This is a genomic window from Aestuariibaculum lutulentum (assembly GCF_032926325.1).
GTDB classification, from domain to species: Bacteria; Bacteroidota; Bacteroidia; order Flavobacteriales; family Flavobacteriaceae; genus Aestuariibaculum; species Aestuariibaculum lutulentum.
This window is the reverse complement of the sequence record NZ_CP136709.1, coordinates 2121061-2145248: the sequence shown is the minus strand read 5'-3', so window position 1 is coordinate 2145248 and position 24188 is coordinate 2121061. Positions and strand designations below refer to the sequence as shown.

Sequence of the window (24188 nt, the reverse complement as noted above, 5' to 3'; positions counted from 1 at the left end):
TGTTAGAACCTTGCATTTAAACTGAATGACACATTTTGAGCAAACGGATAATCGATACCACGCTCTACCTTAACTGATGACAGACGGAATGTATCATTCATATAAGCATTAAGTCTTAACTGACTTAAACCTAAACTTTTAACAAAACCGGTATTACTGAAATCATAGCCTAAATTGATGGACTCCCCAATAAGTACATTTTCTCTTTGAATAAAACGCGAAGAGATTGGTGTCGCATCAAAATTGGTAATACTTTTAAACATGGCCTCATCTCCAGGTTCTTTCCAACGTTCGGTTAATGCTCTTAAATCCTGATTACTGAAATCGTACTTACGAATATTTTCAACCTTATTAAACAATGCAGTATTTAACACATCACCACCTACTCTATAACGGAAATTAACACCAATAGATAAGTTTTTAAAACGCAGATTACTACTTACAACTCCCTCTACTGTAGGTCTGGAATTCCCCATAACTTTTACGTCATCTGAATTGTAAACATAAGTTGGCACTCCATCTAAAGTTTGAAACACCTCTCTACCTGTTCCTGGATCAATACCTAAAGATTCTACCGCCCACATATCGTCTGGACTATAACCATCTGTGTAACGAATTAAACTTGCATTTTGACGTTCCTGATCGTTAAGCGATTCTAAAATATTATTAAAGCCCCCATATTCATTTTTAAGTGCGCTTGCCGTTAAGCCAAGCGTCCAAATAAAATTCTCTTTAGGATTATAAATTGGCGATACTCTTAAAATAGCCTCTATACCTCTTGTATCCATATAACCGGCATTAATAGGATATCCGTATACTCCAGTTGATGATGGCAGGTCAATTTTAACTACTAGCGGATCTGTCTTTTTTGTATAGGCATTAAAAGTAGCATTAACTCTATTTCCAAACATGGTCATGTCTATTCCCACACTGGTTGTTAGGGTATTTTGCCATTGTAGGTCGGGGTTAGCCAAGGTATTCACGGTAACTGCCTGACCAAAAACATTTACATACTGCTCAAAACCATAAATTGTAACCGATGACAGATTTCCGAAACCTTGGTTACCCACAGAACCTATATTTCCTCTTAACCTTAACTGAGACATTACCTCTGGATTAATATTGAATGCACTATGTAAATTAACACCTGCACCTGCAGACCAGAATGGCGAATATTTCTCATTAGAGCCAAAGGAAGTAGACCCATCAAGACGATACGTTGCATCTAAAAAATATGTATTATCGAAAGCATAGTTTGCACTTGCCAATACATTTACTCTTCTATATTTACTTTGAGCCGTTGATGGCTTAGAATCTGGCTGATAACTAAAAGCATAAGCAGGATTACCATTTGTCCCTAAAGGAAATCCAACCGCTTTAACTGATAAGCGATCAAAACTTGTTTCTTCTACTTCACCACGAATATTTGTTGTGACACTGTGTTTTTCGTTAAATACCTGAGCATATGTGGCCATGGTATTTAATCTGAAATTAAAATTGTCTGTTCGTGTATTTGTGTAACTACCACGTTGTTTGTAATTGGCACCTTTAAAGTCTGTATGCTCAGGTGGTAAAAACACTTCCGTTGTTGTTATACCTTTACTAAGCTGAAGACCAGACTGTACTCTAAACTTACTATTAAAGGAATAAATAGCCTGAAGGTTGTTGGTAAGTAATAAATTATCAGTATTGTTAAGCACATTAAGTGTTCCGTTATACAAAGGATTATTGTAGCTTGTTCCAAATAACCCATCGATATCTAAAAACTTCGTAATATTTCCTTCTTCATCGGTTTTTCTGAAATAAGGATTGGCCTTCGCAAAATTTGAAAAAGAACCATAAGGCGATTCGTTTGAGTCGTACCCATTAACTCTTAATCGGTTGGTAATATTCAATTTATCTTTACGATAAGTTAAATCAATATTGGCTCCCCAGGTCTCACGATTAGAGCCTTTCATTACACCTTTAAGATTTCTATAATTCACGCCTACACCATAGGTAAAAACATTATCCCCTCCGTCGGCATAAATAGAATGTCCTTGAGTAATCCCAACCTGTAATGGTTCGTTTAACCAATACGTATCCACACCTCTTTTTACTTCTGCCAGTATGGTATTATATCTTCTATCGAATATTTTTTGATCGGTTGCATCTGCTGAATAATATAACCCTGACAGTTTCTCATATTCAAGCTTTTGCTCGGCATCCATTAAATTATAATCGGTTAAGTCTGGCATTTCTAATCGTAAATCGGCATTATACATAATTCTTAATTTTCCCGATTTTGGTTTTACTGTTTCCACAACAATAACACCGTTAGCAGCCTTTGCCCCATAAAGCGCCGTAGAGGATGCATCTTTTAAAATAGTAATAGATGCCACGCGGCTCATATCTAAATCTATAATTGCACGAAGGGTGGTTTCAAAACCATCTAAAATAAATAATGGCTGGTTTGGGTTATTCCCAAATTCATCTCTTAAATTATCTGTAGACACACTGGTTTTTCCTCGAACTTCTATATCTGGAATTCTATTAGGGTTCGATCCTAAATTATTATTTTCTACTATAACGAACGAAGGATCTAAAGTTTTTAAACTTTCTATAATATTTAAATTGCCAATGGCTTTTAACTCTTCACCTGAAACTGTTGTTACAGCCCCTGTAAAACTTTCTCTCTTTCTTTCAACAATACCGGTAACTACAACCTCTTCCAGTTCACTTAAATCCGGTTCTAGAACCACATCTATTTTAGTTTTTTCACCTACAACAATCTCTGTGGTTTTATACCCAATATAACTAAATACCAAAACGGTTTCATCGTCGGCATAAACAGCATATTGCCCATCAAAGTCGGTTGTTGTTCCTTTGTTAGTTCCTTTTATTAAAATTGTAACTCCCGGAAGAGGCATTCCGCTCTGGTCTTTTACAACACCCCTGATGGTTTCCTGAACCAGTTTGGGTTTCTTTATTATGATGGTATTAAATTCAGAAATCGAAAAATTCAAACGATTTGAAATAATACATTCTTTTAATAAATCAACAATTTTAATTTTTCCTTTTTTAAGATGTACCAAAGACATGTTTTCAAACAAATCATCAGAATAGATAAAATTATAATCTGTTTGATGACTGATCATGCTAAAAACTTGATCTATAGTCACGGCTTTATCTTCATCTACCACAATTTTGGTATTCTGAGATAACGTATTCGAGGGCGCCAAACTAAAGACTGTAAAACACCAGGAAAAAATCAGAGTTCGCATCATAATTTTTAAACACCGTTTACCCAACAAGGCACGGAGGTTAATTAAGTTAATTTTCATAAATTTGCATGAATTAGTTAGTTAAACCTTTTTAATTAATTATTTTCAATGTATAAGGAGGGAGAAATATTCACGGTCCAAGGTTTATATTCTTTTCCCTCTTTTTTTTTATTTCAAAATGATTGTTTTTCCTTTTATTTCATAAGACTCAAGCTTTTCTGTAGTCTTTATTAATTCTAATATGATTTCTAAATTTTGTTTTCGGCTTAATTGCCCGTTAAACTTTTGATGTTTAATTGATTCTCCTTCGATAATAAAGTCCACATCATACCAACGCGACAGTACCTTTATAATATCCAGCAATGGCTTTTTATTAAACATAAAGTCGCCATCAATCCAGGCTAATTCGGCATGTACATCGGTGATTGTTTTACTAATTTCTTTAGTTCTGGTATTAAAAACAGTCTGTTCTCCTGGCTCTAATAAAAATGTTCCGTTCTCACTTTCAACTTGTACTTTTCCTTCTGCTAAAGTGGTATAAATAAAGTCCTCATCTTTATATGCCTTCACATTAAACTTTGTACCAACAACTTCTATGCTTTGACTATTATTCAATACAAAAAACTTGCTTCCCTCGTTTTCATCACTTGATGATACTTCAAAATAAGCTTCCCCATAAACAAGTTCTACTTGTCTGGTCCTTCCTTTTATAAAGTTTACAGGATATTTTATTTGAGTTTCAGAGTTTAACTGAACCTTAGTACCATCAGAAAGCTCCATAGAAAACTCGCCGCCTCTTGGTATGCTTAAGGTATTATAAACAACAACATTGTTTTTTTTAGCCTGCGATTTGTAGACTATTTTTTCGCCGTTACTAACAATGTTTTCTTTCTCATAATTAGCTCCGTTTTCTAAAGCAATTTGAGTGCCATCATCTAAAGTTAAAATAGCTTTATCTACTCCAGGTAAAATTTTAGTCGTTACAAATTCTTGTGAAGATGATGATTCTTTTAAAAGCTTAGTAAAAACCGGAACGCTAAGTAAAATAACTACCATCGCTGCAACAGCATATTTCCAATATGATGATGTTTGGTTTTGAGAAGCTTTTATTTTTTCCTCAAGAAGTTCCCAGGCAGCGTCTTTATCAATATCGATATCATTTATTGAATCTGAATAGTTATTCTTGACGTGTTCGAAATAATCCCGATGTCTTTGAGATTCCTGATACCAAGATTCAAACTGAATGTTCTCCTCCTCTGTTATGGTATCGTTTAGTTTTTTAATGATTAATTTGAATTCCATTTGTTTGGTTTAATGTCTTCGTTTAACACTACGACAACACAACCTTAACAATGGGTGACAAATTTTTATAATTTTTTAACAAAAATGTTAAAAACTTTCATTTATCTCTTCAAATCGAGTAAAACTAAAACAACTGTAATCATTTCTGTAATTTTTATTTTTGATCGCTTAAGCTGCGTTTTTACCGTGTTTACAGAAACACCAAGCTCTTCAGCTATTTCAAGGTAAGTATAATTTTGAATAAATTTTAAACGGACTATTTCCTGCATTTTTTCGGGAAGCGAATCGATAATTTTTAAAATTTGATGATATATAATTTTTTTATCATCTTCTGAAGCAGTTTCAACAACATGCTCTGAAAACAATTCTATATTAAATTCGAGTAATTTAAAATTATCGGTAATCTTTATCGATTTTAAATAATTAAAACAACGATTTCTAACCATTCTGTAGAGATAACTATTTAGAGAAGTGTGCACGTCCATTTTAGAAGCATTCTCCCATATATATATGTATACCTCCTGGACTAAATCTTCGCTGGCGTCTTTATCAAATAAAAAGCCATTAGCATAAGTTACCAAGCCATTGTAATGACTATCAAACAAGTTTTTAAAAACTTGTTCATCTTTATTTCTTATGCCTTGTAAAATAAGGTTCATCATCTTGACTTAGAGCGAATTTAATTATAAATCTAATAAAAAAATCTTACATAAAACAAAACGGCAATTCATTTGAATTGCCGTTTTGTTTTTGTTTTTATTTTAAGATTTCACAATATCTAATAATTTGTGAATTGCTTCTTTATTTGATGGTCTTGGTGCATCGAAATCTACAATATTACCTTGCGGATCGATTAATATAAATCGTGGAATGGAATTTATATTATAGGCCAAAGCAAACTCAGATTTTGTAGCATTTGGAGCCAATATTTGTACGCCAGACATATTTTTATCTTTCACCATTTTGCTCCATTTTTCCTTATCGGATGGTTTATCAACAGACATACTAACAAAAACGATATTCTCATCTTTATACTCCTTTTCCAATTCTTCTAAATAAGGAATTTGAGCCTTACACGGTGTACACCAGGTTGCCCAGACATCTATAAACACATACTTACCTTTAAAATCTGAAAGCGATGTTTTAGAGCCATCATAATTTTCATAATCAACAAATTCAGGAGAAACGCTCCCTTTATCTAACTTTGTGGCAAAACTATGTTCCTTCTCATATTTTGAAGTAATATTTTTAATATAGCGCTCTGTAAAGGTATTTTCTTTTTCTATTTGCTCTGGAGTAATAGTTTTATAGGAATGCAAAGCAGTATTTAAGGTTCCTCTTAACGTATTAACATGTTCTTCAAATTCAGCTTCATCAAAACGATACCAAATTTTAGGGTCGAAACCTATATCAGAGCTGATAATTCTGTATTTCTCACTTTGATAATTATTATAATCAGCAAAGTCATTACTAAACTTTATGGTATTTTTAAAATCACTTGCATCTGCCTCTAAATAAATATTGGCTCCATTCTTGGCATATAATTTAGTCATCACCTGATCTTCGTTTAGTAACATTTGAAAATCTGATTTACCGGACTTCACAGCGAACGTATCTTTAAAGGTTCCATTTTCCTGAATGGCAATTGTTTTATTATCACCTCCCATAGTATAAAGCGTAACCTCTTTAGATTTAGCATTATGTATAGTTCCTGATATTTCAACAAAATTAGGATGTGACCGATTTGCTTTGCAGGCAAACACACCACCTACCACAATTAATAATGCTAAAGTTTTAATTTGCTTCATTTTAATTCTAAATTATCTTTTCTGTTTTTAAATATATATCTATTTCTTTTCTATTTCGATTCACCTTTGTTTTTCTCAAAAGTTTTATCAAAACCCGCACTAAATCGTTCCCATTCACTTTCGGTAAAATGAGGCTTAACTTTACTTAAAAGTTTATTAAAACCATCAATATCATTATTATTTGCAAAAACCTTTGCTTTTAAGTTCACTGTAGAAGCTATATAGTTTCGTACAGGCACATGTCCATAAGCACTGGAAAGTGATGTTGCATTTTCTATAATGTAATCGGCATATTCTCCTCCAATTCGTAGACCTGTAATGATTAAAAATGGTATTTCTTCACTTAAATTTTTCTGAGATTTTAAATACGCATCGACCACCTCGAAAGACACTTGTCGTTTGTTCTTTAGATATGCATCGTTATAAAACTGTGGATAATCACCTTGTATTTTTTTTGAATACGCTTTAAATTGTTTTTTACTCTCATTAGACTTTGCCAATTCTAATACTGCGACTAATTCCTCTACACTATGATACCCTGAAGTCACCTCTATAGTATTTCCGTTAGCATCTAAAACAATAAACGAAGGAAAACCTGTGACACCATATTTCCGGGCAATTTTCTTACCAATATCTTCCTTAAAAATATCTGATTTAAAAGCGATAAACGATGTATTTAACACCTCTGCCACTCTAGAATCAGGAAACACCTTATCGTCCATTTGCTTACAAGGAAAACACCCGGTAAAATACAAATCGACAAATATTAATTTATTTTCTTTTTTGGCTTGCATAAGTACTTCTTCCCATGATGCTTTAATAAATTTGGTTTGAGAAAAACTTGAACAACTCAATAAAAATGTAATTGCTAAAACAATTATTTTATAAAAATTTTTCATTTACATCTAATTAATTGAAAAAACAGGAGATAATGTACAATACAAAAATCTCCCATTTTAATTCATTTTTTTATTATTTCTAACGCTGTCTGTAACTAATACTTTTCACTTTACCAAAACCAGAATAGGTGTCTACTAAATTTAAAGGTTGATTTAAATTTAATACATCGTAAAACTCCAGTTTTCCTTCGGTACCATTATGGCGACCAACAATTAAATGATTTTGCATTGTAACATATTCAGCTTTACCTCCAATAAAATCATGGAATTTAAGCATGGTAATTTCGTCATTACCTGCATCTAACTCCAACCTTGTTGCCGGTATTTCAGGATTCCAATCGTATCGATATACTTTAGATCCAATATTGTAATATAAGTAACCGTAAACAGGATTAACGGTAATATTAGAAGCTTGTGCAAAATTAGGATCTGTAATTTCACCATAGTATAGCTGAGCAGAATTACTCATATTGAAAACGGCAAGATAATATTTTGATGTAGCAGGATCACGTAGTATACTAAATACAGCAGCACCGTTGTAACCACCATAATCATTACTTTTCATATAAACCAGTTCCATGCCAGTGTTGTTATAATCGAACTTGGTAGAAGCCGATGCTGCAAACGTATACATGCGCCCACGGTACGACCTTACAAAACGTTTATTAGTATTATCGTACATGGCCGAATAGGTCGTTTGCCCTCCTTTACCTATCATTGGAGACACTTCAAACTGTGTTCCTCCCAAAATATTAATCGGACTACTGTAAGCCGTACCAATAACAGTGTTATAATAATACGCATTGCCGCCAAATAAGGCAAAACCTGTTCTTCCAGATTGCGATTCTAAATTATCTAATTCCAGATCGGCAGGTTGCGGTGTTACAAATTCGTTTGCTATGGTATAGGTAGGCAACCATTCGAAGGTATCCGGATGTATCTTAGTGGTACCATTACCCGATGTGGACACATAAATGCCGTAAAAATTTATATCATATCCAAAGGTATATACAAATCCGGCTTCACCACCTAGTTCAATTCCAGAACCATCCAGTACATTATAAATAGGACTGTACTCTCCGTCAATAAGCGATATCATATCTAATTGAGGAGCATCTGTACCATCACTCAAAACCAACCAGCCTTCATAAATTGAGTTGGTAACTTCAATATCAAAACGGTATTGCGTTTCTATTCCGGTTTTTACATCCTTCACGAAATAATAACCAAAATAGTCACCTGGTACTAGCGAAATAACCTCGTCCAGATTTTTACTTTCCGATAGTTCGGTTAACTCCTGTATTCCTATTCCTGTATCTTTAACGGCAACCCAACGGTATTCATATTCTCCCATTCCACTTTCATCAAGCCTAAAATATACTTCCGGATTAATTACCAGATTATCGAATCGCTTTACAACATATTTTTCATCAATATTCCCGAATGCTACTTCGTTAATATCCTGGTAATCGTAATTACCTAAATCATCCATACAAGAAACAGCCAACATTAGCGTTACAAGCAGCGCGAACAGTTGCTGAAATTTTATTTTTAAAATCATCATGTTTAATATTTTAGATTAAAGCGGCATAAGGTCCAACAGCCATTTCTGTTCCATCATCTTCCAATACTGGCGTTCCGGCCAATTGTTGCGCTTTTAAATGGTCTCTTAAAATTCTTGTGAAAGCAAAAAGCTCCTGAATAGAAGGCGTAACGGTTAGTTTCTCAACACTTACACCAGCCAATTCGGCAATTAAATACACTTTCTTAGCAGTCCAGTTTCCTAAATAACCATCGAAAGTTCGGTTCCAATAGGCTGGTTTCGTTAAAATATCTGAGAATGAAATTTCAAACTCTGTAAAGCTTAATTCACGGTTTACGTTGTAATATTCTTCAGTAGAAAAAATAGCTGTTTTGAAGTACTCATTTTCTACAAGTTGGAATTTTAAAGACACGATACCATCTTTTAAAGAAGCATCTCTTTTTAATGTTACAGGAACATAAGCTCTTACAGAATCTGCAGGCATAACAACCGACGACGGAATTTCATAATGAACTCCTTCAACAGCAGTTGTTCCAGAGGTTACCACACTAATGTTTACATCTCTATCCATTTCAGATGTATAACCTAAAATTTTAACAGGCACATTTATTATAGTGTCTGTTACCGAAGGTAATTCTAAAGCGAACGTTACATCAATACTATCTAGGGTTTGCGAATAATTTTCTCTTCCTTCTTTTGCCCATTCGAAATAAATATTACTAATAGTAGTATCGAATACAGGCAGTTCATCTGTGGCACAAGACACTAAACTTATTAGTATACAACAGGCCAAAACTGGCATATATAAATATTTTTTCATCATCTTGCTATTTTTAATTACGGTATTCGGTTTCTGATGTCGGCAATGGCACAACATACTGATCGGCTCCCATCTGGTAAGGTGATACACCAGACGTTCCGCTTGGAATTGATTGTACATTTAAGCGCTTGTAATAAAAGAATAACTGACCTTCTCCATAAAACTCTTTACGGTACTCTTTTAGAATTTCATTTTGAATATTATCGGCAGTCGTTAAACTCTGTAAACCTCGGTTATTTCTAACCGTGTTAATATACTGCAACGCTTTTACCGAATCGGTTTCGGTTTCGGCTGCGATATAATACATTTCCGTTAATCGAATTAAAGATTGTTTAAATCTGAATGTTGTTCTGTTATCGTTAACATCAGCATATTTTAAAAACGTTTTGTACGGCTTGGCTCCAGATCCTGGTTGCTGCCAGGTTGAATTATAACGGTAATCCAGCGTATTAAATTCAAAAACCTGCTCTAAATTAAACTCATCGGCAGTTAAAATTTTATTATCTACCACTGATGGTGCAAAATAACTACGGTGTCTGTCGTACATTGCTGTATTAATTAAGCCAAACACAATTTCATTAGAAAACGAACGATCGGGATTGGCAGCTTCCGTAAATATATCTGCTTCATCGGTCCAAGGGAACCATTCCGAAGCATTTTCAATAACAAATGTAGCTGCATTATAAGCCTCCGTCGTATTTCCGGCATATAAATGTACTCTGGCTTGTAGTGCTTTTGCTGCATAATAATTAAAGCGGTACTGTCTGCTTAAGTAATACTTACTCAGATCATCAATGATTACCCCCAAACCTATATCTAAAGGTCCATACTCGATAATAATATCGTTAGCTAAAAAAGTTTCTGCTTTTTCAAGATCGCTCAACACCCTAGCCATAACCTCGGTTGCAGGTAAAAGCGGTTCTGTATCTCCGGAATTATTATCGTAATACGGAATCGATTCCTTATCTGGATTTACTGTATAAACCGGTCCGAATAAACGTAACAAATCGAAATGCAACATAGCTCGTAAACCGTATGCCTCTCCTAATACCATACTTTCTTTATCCGGGTCTAACGTTCCTGGATTCGCTTCTATACCAGCTATAAAATTGTTTATATTAAGAATGTTAACATATTGATCGGCCCAGATAGCGTTAAAAACACTTATCGCTCGAGACGATTCGTAATCGTAATTTGCAATAAGATTCCAATCATGACTTGTATTAGCCACTTTATAACGCTGCCCTAATGCTTCTACAGCCGTCATGGTTAAATTTCCGCCATAAGTGCTATTTTTTGTCATGTTGGTATAAATTCCATTTAAGGCATTTAAAATTGAGGCTTCAGACTCAAACACCTGCTCCTCTAACAATTTATCTTCTGGTTTTACATCGAGATAATCATCACAAGACACCAACATCAACAAGGTTATTAGTGCTACTATATGTTTCATATATATTTTCATGTTATTTTATCTTTTTTAGAAATTAGCATTTAAACTAAATGATATGGCTCTGGCAAATGGGTAATTAATACCTCTTTCCGATTGAATTGAAGACACTCGAAAAATATCGTTCATGTAAGCATTTAAATTTAAACGTTCCAATCCAACATATTTCATCCAAGGCTTATCTCTGAACTGATACCCTAAAGAAATAGATTCTCCTATAAGTACATTTTCTTCCTGTATAAAACGAGATGACATACGAACAGAATCAAAATTTGAGATAGATTTAAACTGAGAAACATCTCCAGGATTCTTCCAACGGTCTGTTAAGGCTCTAACATCCTGATTGAATATACGCTCATTTAATGAAATATTTTCAACCTTTTCATATAGCGCATTATTAAATACATCACCACCTAAACGGTATCTTAAATTAACACCTACTGTAAAATCTTTGTATCTGAATGTGTTTCCAATAACACCTTCGACAGATGGGCGGCTGTTTCCAATTTTCTTAATATCTTTTGAACTGTATTCAAAGGTTGGCAAACCTTCTAGAGTTAAGAATACTTCTTCTCCCGTGGCAGGATCGATACCCAGAGACTCTACAGCCCACATATCGTCTGGGCTATAGCCATCATAATAACGTTGTAACGAATTATTATTTGTAGCCTCTTCGTTTAGTTTTTGTAATAAGTTATTGAAATTATCATATTTACTGGTTACTGTTGCTGTATTTAATGTTACTGTCCAAACAATCTGGTCCTTCAAATTAAATACCGGTGAGAATTTCACCATACTTTCAATCCCGGTAGTATTCATTAATCCGGCGTTAATTGGATAAGATGTAATACCTGTAGACGATGGTTTATCTATCTTAACCACTAACGGATCGGTTAACTTTTTATAAACGTTAAATTGAGTAGTAATTCTGTTTTTTAGTAAGGTGGCTTCGATACCAAAACTGTAATCCAGAGTTTTTTGCCACTCTAAATCTGGATTTGCAAGGGTAGTTAAATCGATAGACTGACCAAAATTATTTATTCCAGTTAAATATCCGTAAATACTAGTATCTGCCAGGTTACCAAATCCCTGATTTCCTGTTTGCCCCACACTTCCTCTTAATCGTAAGGTAGACACATAATCTTCATCTAAATTAAACTGATTTGCCAGATTCCAACCAGCACCTGCCGACCAGAACGGTGTATACGGATTGTTTGATCCGAATACTGTAGAACCATCTAAACGGTAATTCAAATCTATGAAATATGTTTTATCATAACTATAATTGGCACTACCAACCACATTTACTCTTCTGTAAACATTAATTGTATTAGTTGGTTTAGCGTTTTCTTTATAGCTAAAAGCAAAGCTAGGATTCCCATTGGTTCCTATTGGAAAACCTTCTGCATTCATTCCAATTCTTCTCGTATTACTTTCTTCCACTGCACCTCTTAAATTCACTGTAAATGAGTGCTTCTCATTTAACACAGTTGCATAGGTTGCCATGGTATTAAGATTGTAACTAAATAACTCTGACTGATTAAAACTATAGGTACCTGCCTGAGTATAGTCTAAATTGGTAAATTTTGTGTTTGAAGGATCTACAAACACTTCTGCCGTAGTGGTCGCTTTGTTAATTTGAAACTGTGTGGTTAAACGCAATTTAGGCGTAATTGTTAATATAGCCTGTAAGTTATTTGTAATCTGGGTATTCTTGGTATTATCGTAAGAATTAAGACCTGCATTATACAATGGATTTGAAATCAATAGTTTACCATAACTACCATCCCAGTATTGATCAAGGTTTAAAAATCTTGAAATTTCTCCATTTTCATCGTATTTTCTAAAATATGGATTAGCCTGAGCATACAACGAGAATGAGCCGTAAGGTGACTCGTCGGCATCATAACCATTAATTCGTAGACGGTTACTAATATTTAACATTCCTTTTCTGTATGTTAAATCTAAATTAGTTCCCCAGGTTCTTCTGCCAGAACCTATCATCACACCTTCCTGGTCGCGATAATTAACCCCTACACCATAAGTAATGTTTTCTGCTCCACCACTTGCATAAAGCGAATGTGCCAATGAAGTCCCAACCTGTACTGGCTCATTTAACCAATACGTATCAACACCGCGTTCTATTTCAGCTAATATTTTATTATACTGCTGATCTAATCCAAACTGGGCCTCAAAATTCTCTGGATTACTAGCCGTCCAAAAACCGGATAATTTTTCATATTCCAGCTTTTGTCTCGAATTCATTAAATTATAATCACTTAAATCTGGAGCTTCAATTCTAAAATCGCTAGTGTAATTGATTTTTAACTGCCCCTGAGCTGGTCGCTTTGTTTCAACAACTATTACCCCATTCGCAGCTCTGGAACCGTATAAAGCGGTTGAAGCAGCATCTTTTAGTAAGGTAATAGATGCCACACGATTCATATCTAAATCGATAATCGTTCTTAAGGTGGTTTCAAAACCATCTAAAACGAACAACGGCTGATTAGGATTTCCTCCAAATTCATCGCGAATATCATCAGTAGAGATACTTGTTTTACCACGCAACTCAATATTTGGCAGTCGGTTAGGGTTCGATCCCAGTAAATTATCCTCAACAATAACAAATGAAGGATCTAAAGTTTTTAAACTTTCTATAATATTCAAGTTCCCAATAGCTTTTAATTCGTCGCCCTTTATGGTTGTAGTCGCTCCTGAGAAACTTTCCTTTTTACGTTCAACAATACCTGTAATTACAACTTCTTCAAGAGTGCTTACATCTTCTTGCAAAACAACATCCACTTTTGTTTTTCCTTCTAAAACAACTTCCATTGTTTTATATCCAATATAACTAAAAACTAAAGTGGAAGACTCATCTGCTCGTATGGCATAATTACCATCGAAATCTGTTGTTGTTCCATACTTAGTTCCTTTAACAAGCACGGTAACCCCTGGTAAAGGCATCCCATTGTTGTCGGCAACCACCCCCTTTACAATTATTTCATTTTTAAAAGTTGTGGTATATTTTGGACTTATTAAGATAATTCCTTCTTCGTTTTTTTGAAAATTATAGGTGTTACCTAATAAGGTATGAAGTACATCTAAAACATCTGCATTATTAAAATTTACAGAGACAATGCGATCAACATTTACTTCTTTATCACTATAAAAGAAGTCTACATCAGCCGATTCTGTTATTTCTTTAAGGGCTTCATAAAGTTTTACTTTACCCATTTTCAAGGTTACTTTCTGCGAAAAAGAAAAAACTGATATACTAAAAAATGCGACACATAACATGAGAGAACGCTTCATGAATCGTATAATTAAGGGGTTGTGTTTACTGAGTAACCTACAAGTTGTTGCGGTTAACTTTTTTTCCATACATTTGTGTGTTTAGTTAATTTATTGAGTTTTAATAGTTTTTATTAGCTAACAAAATCTAAATGGGGAATGTTGCAGCATTTCCCATTTTTCTGTCACTAATATTACTTGGTTAGTGTTATTTCGTATTTTCCTGAACTTGTACTTTTTGTTATTTTATAATTGACTTTAGTGGTTTTACTTATCATATTTAGCAAATAGTCTACCGGTTTATTTTTATACGCTACACCGGTAAATGTTTCGTTTTTTAAGCTTTCATTTTCTATAATGACATCTACATTATACCAACGACTCATTTTTACCAGAATCTGCTCTAAACTTTCTCGCTCGAAATAGAACTTACCTTCTTTCCATGCCGTGTAGACTTGAGTATCTACCGAAGCCACATCGATACTTGGATTCATTTTTTCAATTACGGCACGTTGTCCAGGTGCTAATATTGTACTACTTTGATCCTTTAAATTTGAATTTAATGCAATGCTTCCTTCTACTAATGTTGAAGAGAAATATCCGTCATCTTCATAAGAGGACACATTAAACTGAGTTCCGAGAACAGTGATATCTGCCGAATTGGTTTTTACTATAAAAGGACGCTTGCTTTTCGTTACATCAAAATAGGCTTCTCCTTTTAAAGTTACCACACGTTGCTCTCCTACAAATCGCTCTGGAAACTCTAACGATGTTGCCGAATTTAACCACACCTTAGTCCCATCAGGTAATTTTATTTGATACACACCACCAACTGGAACATTTAAGGTGTTTATTTTCGGCTGTTCGGTAATTAATTCGTCCTGATTTGTTAATGCATCATACACTAAACCTTCTTTTGTATTTTGAATACTTGCAAGCTCGTCTTTCGAAATTAATTCGTCCTGATGAGCCACCAAATCTACAACGCTACCATCAGATAAAACCAATGTTGCCTTTTGATCACCCGGAAGGATTTCCTTTAGAGCATTTTCTACAATAACCTCTTCATTTTTATACGTCTCATTATACACACCAATTCCAACGGCAATAAATAAAATTAATATTGCAGCATACTTAAATACCGTTTGAAGCTTAAATACTTTAGGCTCCTTACGTATTTTATTCATTAAAGTTTCGACCGTAGCTTTAGTATTCGGATGATTTACACTATAAGTTATAGCATAATTCGTCTTCACAAATTCTTTAAAGATTTGCTTATTTTTCGAATCTTCCAACCATTTTGAAAGCTGTCTTAATTCCTCGGGATTAGCCGATCTCGATAAATACTTTAATAATATATCTTCTATTTCTTTAGACATGTATTACTACGTTGTTTTTTTAATTAATACTCAACAAAAATTACCCACCCTTGCTTTTATTCTTTCTTTTTTTACTTTTTATTATTTTTTTTGTGACATTTACGAAACATTTCCTTTTTTTTGACACAAACTATTTAATGTCTGCATCACATGAGCATAATATAAATTTAATCCTTCTACTCCAAAAAGGAGATGAAGAGGCCTTTACCAACCTTATAAACACCTACCACAAGCCTCTTTTTATTTATGCACTAAATCTATGTAAAGATCATGATACAGCAGAAGACATTGTTCAAAATACATTTTTAAAAACCTGGAAATACAGAAAAAAACTAAACCCAGATTTACCAATAAAAAACCTGTTATATAAATCTACCTTTAACAATTTTATTAGTCATTACCGCAAAGAAAAGCCTTTTCAATCAATAGAAGACACTTATATTGAAGCTATAAACGAAACAATTGATGAAGATAATGGGGAAATGTTAGCTAAAAAAATAGCAATGGTTACTCAAGGGATCGAGGAACTTCCAAAAAAATGCAAGGAAATATTTTTACTGAGTAAGCAGGACGGATTGACCAATATTGAAATTGCAGAATACTTAAATATATCGGTAAAAACGGTTGAAGGCCAGATTACAAAAGCCTATCGCATTTTAAGAGACTTAATAGGAAGTCAGTTAAAGGAAATACTGTTTATTCTTTTCGATATTAAGAAATAATACTATTTCGCAATTTCATTCTCAATTAACTTTTCTAATTCCTTTATACGTTTCACTTTATTAGGCTTTCTGTACTTTTTAGCAAACTCGGTGTGGTATTTGTGATCTTTCAAAAATGTTATCTGCATTTTATTCCACTCCTCAACATCCAGATTAAACCCCTGATTATTCAATTCTTTTAAAAGCTGATCTCCGGTAACATAAAAATCTCTCCTTCCCAGATAATCCAAATCTGAATCACATATTACTTTTTCCAAGTTAGTTTTTGGAGATTGTGGCACTTTGGTGGCCAAAATCAATCCTTTAACAATTTTAATATCTTTTTCAGAGAAGTTGTACTGATGCATTAATCGCTTGGCTATAACAACACCTTTTTCTTCATGATTTTCTCTTCCAACGGTAAAGCCAATATCATGAAGTATAGCTCCTATGCGTAATAATTTAGCATGATGATTATCAATTTTTTGTCTTCGAATATATTTATTGACCACGTTAAGAACATCAAGCGTATGAATAATATTATGATAACAAAGTTCTTCAGGTAATTCTGTGTTTAAAATATGTAGAGCATGTTTTCTTAATTTTAAGTAGCCTTTCATACGCTATTGCTTTATTCTCCAACAATCATTGGATTCAACAAAGATTGAATTATAATATTTTTCCTATTAAATATAATAAATTATTTAAACAGCAGTCCTATTCAATTGAAGCCTATCTAAAAATCCCTGATCTTTTATTCCGTTTACGAAAAACATTTTCATAATTCCACGATTTTTCACTTCAATCTCACCCCGATATTTACAGTCGAAAACATCCTTAACAATATCATAAGTGTTTTCAGAAATATTAATTCTACCGGGTTCTGATAGCGACTCCATTCTTGAAGCTACATTTACAGTATCTCCCCAGATATCGTAAGCGAACTTATGAATTCCAACAACTCCGGCAACTATGGGGCCGGTATTAACACCAATACGAATATCGAATGTAGTTACATTTTTTCCGGCATTTCGTTTCGATTCATCAATAAACTGGGCAATTTCGAAAGCCGCCATAATAACTTTAAAAGGATGATCGGAAGTTGGGAATGGCAAGCCTCCGGCACACATATAGGCATCACCGATAGTTTTTATTTTTTCGATACCATATTTTTCCATGATTTCGTCAAACTTGGAAAAGTAATAATCTACACTATTTACAAGGTCTTCCGGAGACAAATCTTTAGCAAAATAGGTAAAACCTTTAAAATCGGTAAACAATACTGTAACAGATTCAAACTTCTTAGCCTCTACTTTACCTTTTTCTTTTAACTCAACTGCCGTTTCTTCAGGAAGAATATTGTGTAATAAATTTTCTGATCGTTTCTTCTCCTGCTCAATAATTAGATTTGTTGCCTTCACAAACTTATAGCGTTTATATAGTCCCACCGCTGATATAAATACAACGAGAATAGTTAACAAAGAAACCAGAATAACACTTTTTTGTCTTTTTTGCTTGAGCTGCATAATTTCTGAATCTTTCTCTAAAAGACCAATTTGATCTTCCTTTTTCTCTAAATCAAAATCAAACTGAAGTCCTCGTATTTTATCATCTGTTTCCAGGTTAAATAAAGAATCTTTTTTAGCTACGTATAATTCATTATAGTAGTAAGCTTTTTCAAAATCACTATTTATCGCATAAGTACTGGACAACCCTTTGTATATATCTCTTAACTCATCGTTAGCTTCAATACTTTTTGCTAAGGCTTCTGCCTCTTTGTAGGCTGCAACAGATTTATTAAAATTTTCTTTTCTATAAACTTCTCCTAAAGCATCCAAGGCCTGAACCACCAATAATTGCTGGTTATTTGCATTAGCCACCTCATAAGCTTCATCAAAATATTTGATAGATTCCTGAATTTCATCCTTCTTTAAAAGAACCTTACCTATTTTTATTAGATTATCTGCCCTTAATGTAACTGTTTCATTACTGGACAATGCCTCTTGGTAATAATAAAGCGCTTCATTGTAAAGTCCTTTTTTATAATAAACCTCTCCAACACCCATCAAATAACTGATAATAAGCTGCGAATCATTCAAATTATCCTTAAATTCATTACATCTATTGTAATATTCGAGAGCCTTATCATAGTTCTGCATCTCTGCATATAAGCCTCCTATATTTAATAATGCCGACGAAATTCTAAAAGGATCCTTTAATTTTTCAGAAATACTTAAAGAACGTAAATAATAATCCATAGCCCTAACATTACTTCCCTGACTATAATAGACAGCCCCCAAATTATTGACCAAATTAGCCATTCCAATAGTATCATGAATTGACTCGAATTCTTTTAAAGACTCCGTCCAGGAATTAAGTACATCTAAATATCTTCCTTGAAAATATTGAGTAAGACCAATATTATTTAAAGCATATGCTTTCCCTTTTTTAAAATCTAATTCAACAGCCAATTCATTAGCTTGTTCTGCGTACAATTTGGCTTCGGTAATATTTTCTCTTAAAACTGCTTTACTCATTGCATTTAAAGCTGTTACCATAGATGTATCTCTTACTCCTGAGTTAACAATTCTTTTAATACTATCTATAGAACTATTTTGGCCGAAACCTGAATAGGTTAACAGAAAAAATATACAAATAAGAAGTAACCCTTGCCTTAAATTCATAGAAATATTTATTCTTTTAAAATATTATAGGTTCTTAATTCTGATTCACTGGCTATCCTAACAACATATAGACCTGTTGGTAAACTTGACATATTGATTTCCTTAGTACTAAGAGGGCTATCAAATGTTCCTGCATCGATGACTACAAATCCGTACATATTAATTACCAAAACAGAAACATTATTTTCCATGATGTTTTGTTCAATATATAATATGGTTGAAACCGGATTTGGATAAACGGAATATGCCCCATCCAGTTTAGCATCACATTTACCGCTTTCACTGGTAGATGCCGAGGATACCGAACTTTTTTGTGTACCATCATAGGTTGTTAGACTCCAAACCAATTGTGTCCCATCAAATTTAATCTCAAATATTCCTTCACCTGGCATAAATACTGTTGGTAAAACACCACTATGAAGTGCACCTGTTAGCTTATTATCTTCTCCTTCATTAACATATACAGGATAATTATTATCATTTTCATATCTGTAAACTACTGTATATTTTAAATCTCCTATAGCATTCGGATCGTAAGCAACACAATCTGCATACGTTCTTACCTTTCTATTGCTATCTGAAGGGTTCACGAATACATGAGATGTATTAGAAATTATAATATAATTTTCAGGTTCTGTTATTTTAATATAATACGATCCTGGAATACTGGTATCGTTAAAACTACTACCTGAATCATCTACAAAATAATAAGGCACACCACTTGGAAAGACCGTGCTTTCATCATCACCGGAGACAAAGCCATCAAATTCGAAAGTTAAATCGGGATATTCACCTTGAAGTACAACAGAATCATCAGGAGAAATAATAACATGAAGTGTTGCAGGGGTTATGGTTAAAGTGCCATAGGATTCATCATACAAAGAATTTATAACGTAATTTTTAGGATCTCTTATTTTAATCTGATATTCACCTAATGTACTAAGCTCTGACAATTGAAACTCTTGATTATCTTTCACAAAATAGAATTGCACGCCATCAGGAAAAACAATTTCAACAGACTCCTTAGCTTCACCTTCAAATGCCCAACCATCAAATGTTGTAATATCCAAAAGCATGGCTTCAGTCAAATCAGTTCCATAAGGAATGGAAATGTTTTCTGTACTTACATTTAAATCCTTAGGATTAATAATAACATTCCCTATGCCATACGTAATATTAAAGTTTGCCGACATGGCATTTAAAAACGCTCCTGGATACACATAATTCTTATCTTCCTCTGTTGTAACCTCTACACTTGTTAGCATATTTAATGCATATATTTCAGAAATAGCCCGTTCTTCATCCGAACCATCTTCCGGAGGCGCATCTTCAGCATCTATAATAGTAAACATCTCAGCATAATCCTTAAAAGGATGTTCCGGATCATCTGAATTCACTACAGCCTGAAATTTATTAACAACCGCCTGAAACTTGTTTTCGATTCCTAACTCCACATTTCCTGAAAATAAATCTTCTGCATTTACAACTGCCTGAAATTTGTTAACAACTGCCTGGAACTTACTTGTTGTTCCACTATCAAAATCTTCTTTTGAAGATATATAATTGATTATATTTTCATTACTCAAACTAATAATATTCATTCCGTTTACTACAGCCTGAAATTTGTTCTGGATTGTACGTTCAGACGCACTCCAACTTCCACCATTCAAAAAACTCAAATCATAATTATTAACTACAGCCTGGAATTTATTAACAACTGCCTGAAACTTACTTGGAATACCATCCTTAAAATCACTGGCATGGGTTTCATCAATCAATAACCTAAATCCTTCTTCATCAGATATTCCTGTTCCATTAAATTGATAATTAAATCCAATAGTAATTGGATCTCCATAAGTATACTCTACATCTTCAGGTGTAATTATTAAATCTTTTTTAGTAATCGTCAAATACCCTATTTTACCTATTTCCGGATCTGAATCGATATAGCCTGAAACGAAGTTTACCTGATATTTTTCAGATAAATCTTCTGATAACTCTTCTGCAAATGATGGTGTAATTACATAATCGAAAACAATGGGATATTCTCCTAATGCCAATTTTTCGTCCGCTCCCGAACTTAACACGACTTCAGGAAATCCTAAAGCGGCCATAATCTCAGGAAAAGATAGGGTTGAATCACCAATATCTTCAGGAGGCAGACCTTGAACATAATACGATAAACTAATATCCTGACCATATTCAAAAACAGCATTATTTGGCACAATATTAATAGCATATCTGCCATCAGGTAAAATTTTAACCGGATCGGAAAACCCACCATTCCCTTCAGTTCCAGGTTTTGGTGCTGTATAGATTTTTAAATCCGGGTTTCCTGTAAACTCCGGAATTATTGCTATAATTTCTGTATCGGAAATCACCTGAATATCCGTAATTTCCTTACCATCAAAATATACCTTAGCCGGGTATGGCTCTTCACTTAAAGACGGAAAAAATTCTCCTATAATAGAAAGCTGAATAGGTTCTGCTCCCGGATTCCCTGTTAAAATAGTTAAAGACGTAATATTAGCTGTCTGTGCCGCCAGACTTTTAAAAGCATTTACCGTATTTAAAAACTGTGCTGCTCCGCCATCCCGAGCTGTGAAACCAACCGCTGTATTCTTAAACGTTGACAAGGCATCAGCATCGGAAAATGTTGAGGCTCCCGAACCATCAGGGTACCAATATGGTAATGCCGACTTAAGTAATGCCATGGCGGCGGCGGCATGAGGTGCTGCAGCAGAAGTTCCATAAAAATTTAGTGCATCATCTTTATCGCAAGTGTCACATGTTGCCAATTGACCAATAGTTGTGGAAGCTGTATTACCGCCATCCGGCGCATACATATCAATTTCTAAATTTACACCATCTTTTAATAACCCTCCATAACTTGAAAACGCTTCCGCTACCGGACTATCTGCAAACCTATAATCTACAGCTCCAATGGTAATGGATTCCGGTGTCATGGCATGTCCGCTAACTGTAGGTGCTCCCGTACCGAAGTACTCTGGAAATGAAAGACCATCTAGTGTACCATCTTCGGCCGTTGTTCTGAACGCAATATATCTAAATGGCACATTTGTTGGTCCGTTTGCACTCGTTATTAAAATATTCGCATCGCCTGTCCCTGTGGCTTTAAATACTATAATTTCAGTCGGGTCTCCATTCACATTTACACGATTATTACCAACTAATAATCGACCCGCATCATCAACAATATAAATATCCAAATCGTTATCGGCTCCAACCTGATTTTGTTGTGATGCCACATCTTCCTTCCATTGCAGTACAACCAAATATGTTCCCGGAACAACACTTATTTTCTGTAAATAATCCTCGGAACCATTAGAATTCGTTCCAAAAACATGAGCAACTGTAGGTGTTCCGCCTGGAATAAAATTCGTTATTGGCGTTCCTGAAGAACTGTTAAAATTAGCCTGATAACCTTTATTCGCAATGTTACCTGCGGAGGTATAATGAAATCCACCTGTTTGACTTACAAAAGCCTGAACACTCTCTGAAATTCTACCAATCCCGAAGAAGGGTTCAGTTATAAACGTTATATCATCAACTATCAAATCGCAACCAGCATCTTTTAACGCATTAAATCCCACTTCAAACTGTCTTGGAGAAGCCGTTGCGGTATGAAATGCTAAAGAAGCTCCGGGCGCTACATCATGAATAATCTGTAACATGGCACGACCTTCATCAGATGATTTATATTTATTGTCAGCTAAAACCTGAACACCAGAAGGTAATTCCCCATTTTCAACATCTAGAGCAGCATATTGCGGACCTCCCAAGGCCATATCATAACTATCAGATAACACCCCTACCTTTACTCCCGTTCCGTCTACAGGTAAAACCGTTCCATCGCTTTGAATGATTCGAAAGGATTGTCTCACCAAATCTGAAGTCTGCGCGCCATCACCTTGCGAAACAATTCCTCCGGAATTATTGTAAGCTGGATAAACGGGCCTTGCAAAATTTATAATATCTGAATAATTATTAAGGAGACATACATCAGAAGGGGTAATATACACATCAATTGCAGCCAAATTTAGATATTCAGATACAGCCAGTAGAAAATCAGAATCAGGAATATTGAAGACCGGGCCTTGTAATAAATCCAAAACCGCTTGCATTTCACCGGCCTTAGGCACAATCTCTACTAACACCTTTCCTTCATCAATTTGAAAAATTAAATCGGAAGGTGTTTCTCCTGCAACACCATCACATAAAGCTGAAAGTTTCTGACCAATAATATCATAAGATTTTCCATTATTCCCCACCACAGGGAAAACAATACCATCGCCATCATAACATTTATTCGAATTAGCATTCGCTATAACGGTATGGGTATTTCCGTTACTAATAATAGTCCACTCTACATAATCATGCGGTCCATATATCTTTGTAAACGCCTTTTCAACAGTCCCTGGCTTGAATTTATTTAAACCTTTAGCTACTTTTTTTCCGTTATTTGTTTTAACAATACTACCCGACTCATCAATCACAACTTCCTTATTAGTTGGGTTATAATAGCTAAAAGTAGCCTGATACAGACCATTGGTTAAATCTTTTACACATTCAACAACTGGCAATATATCTTTATTCTTTTGTGCAAAAGACGGTAATGAAATAAAAAAAACTATGAGGCAAAACAAAAAGACATCCTGAGGTAAGTAATTTTTTTTCATAAAAACAGATTTAATGTTAAACCCACTTTCTACGATGCGCTAATTCGTAAAAAATGATTAAAAATTACTATAACATAAATCTTAGAGAGGTTGAGAGGTGACCCGAGAAGCCTCGTAAATTTACCACAAATAATTGATTCTTAAGCAAATAAACCAATATTTAACATAGTCTCACTTTTTATGTTAATAAATTAAGTATTCATCAATAAAACCATTGATTATTTAAAAACTAACATGTTTTATTTTTTAACTGATTATCAAATACTTAACAAGCGCAATAACAAACACCAATTTTAAGCAACAAACACCACAAGAGGTTTTACTATTTCTTCACCAATACTCCAACTA

At 34.1% G+C, this 24188-nt stretch carries 14 protein-coding genes; 1 reads left to right on the top strand and 13 read right to left on the bottom strand.

Annotated features, from left to right (window positions below; genetic code table 11):
- Positions 1-2: 2 nt before the first annotated feature.
- The 10 genes from R1X58_RS09060 to R1X58_RS09015 form a co-directional block, all read right to left on the bottom strand.
- The gene (locus R1X58_RS09060; protein WP_240573501.1) at positions 3-3266 is read right to left on the bottom strand and encodes a SusC/RagA family TonB-linked outer membrane protein; all 3264 of its coding nucleotides are present in this window, start codon (positions 3264-3266) and stop codon (positions 3-5) included.
- Positions 3267-3431: 165 nt separating this feature from the next.
- Positions 3432-4565, bottom strand: a complete 1134-nt coding sequence (locus R1X58_RS09055; protein ID WP_240573502.1) for a FecR family protein — start codon at positions 4563-4565, stop codon at positions 3432-3434.
- Positions 4566-4666: 101 nt separating this feature from the next.
- On the bottom strand, positions 4667-5227 hold the full coding sequence (locus R1X58_RS09050; protein WP_240573503.1) for an RNA polymerase sigma-70 factor: 561 nt from the start codon (positions 5225-5227) through the stop codon (positions 4667-4669).
- Positions 5228-5326: 99 nt separating this feature from the next.
- Complete coding sequence (locus tag R1X58_RS09045) at positions 5327-6373, bottom strand: TlpA family protein disulfide reductase (protein ID WP_240573504.1); 1047 nt, start codon at positions 6371-6373, stop codon at positions 5327-5329.
- A gap of 50 nt (positions 6374-6423) precedes the next feature.
- A complete protein-coding gene (locus tag R1X58_RS09040) occupies positions 6424-7272 on the bottom strand; it encodes a thioredoxin family protein (protein WP_240573505.1) in 849 nt (282 codons plus the stop codon).
- Positions 7273-7351: 79 nt separating this feature from the next.
- Positions 7352-8836 (bottom strand): PKD-like family lipoprotein, encoded by a 1485-nt coding sequence (locus R1X58_RS09035; protein WP_240573506.1) that lies wholly within the window; start codon positions 8834-8836, stop codon positions 7352-7354.
- Between the two features lie 10 nt (positions 8837-8846).
- Entirely contained in the window at positions 8847-9638 is a 792-nt protein-coding gene (locus R1X58_RS09030; RefSeq protein WP_240573507.1) for a DUF4843 domain-containing protein, read from the bottom strand.
- Between the two features lie 10 nt (positions 9639-9648).
- Positions 9649-11088, bottom strand: coding sequence for a RagB/SusD family nutrient uptake outer membrane protein (locus R1X58_RS09025; RefSeq protein WP_240573508.1), 1440 nt, complete (start codon positions 11086-11088; stop codon positions 9649-9651).
- Positions 11089-11115: 27 nt separating this feature from the next.
- Entirely contained in the window at positions 11116-14319 is a 3204-nt protein-coding gene (locus tag R1X58_RS09020; protein ID WP_240573509.1) for a SusC/RagA family TonB-linked outer membrane protein, read from the bottom strand.
- 251 nt (positions 14320-14570) lie between these two features.
- On the bottom strand, positions 14571-15755 hold the full coding sequence (locus R1X58_RS09015) for a FecR family protein (RefSeq protein ID WP_240573510.1): 1185 nt from the start codon (positions 15753-15755) through the stop codon (positions 14571-14573).
- Positions 15756-15892: 137 nt separating this feature from the next.
- On the opposite strand from R1X58_RS09015, the gene R1X58_RS09010 reads away from it, so the two are divergent.
- Positions 15893-16477 (top strand): RNA polymerase sigma factor, encoded by a 585-nt coding sequence (locus R1X58_RS09010; protein ID WP_240573511.1) that lies wholly within the window; start codon positions 15893-15895, stop codon positions 16475-16477.
- Between the two features lie 2 nt (positions 16478-16479).
- Here the strand turns inward: R1X58_RS09010 and R1X58_RS09005 are convergent, their stop codons facing one another.
- From R1X58_RS09005 to R1X58_RS08995, 3 genes are all read right to left on the bottom strand, one after another.
- Entirely contained in the window at positions 16480-17076 is a 597-nt protein-coding gene (locus tag R1X58_RS09005; RefSeq protein WP_240573512.1) for an HD domain-containing protein, read from the bottom strand.
- Positions 17077-17160: 84 nt separating this feature from the next.
- Complete coding sequence (locus tag R1X58_RS09000; protein WP_240573513.1) at positions 17161-19140, bottom strand: adenylate/guanylate cyclase domain-containing protein; 1980 nt, start codon at positions 19138-19140, stop codon at positions 17161-17163.
- An 8-nt stretch (positions 19141-19148) separates the two neighbouring features.
- Positions 19149-23840 carry a S8 family peptidase gene (locus tag R1X58_RS08995; RefSeq protein ID WP_240573514.1) on the bottom strand — a complete coding sequence of 1564 codons (4692 nt, stop codon included), beginning with the start codon at positions 23838-23840 and terminating at the stop codon, positions 19149-19151.
- Between the last annotated feature and the right edge of the window lie 348 nt (positions 23841-24188).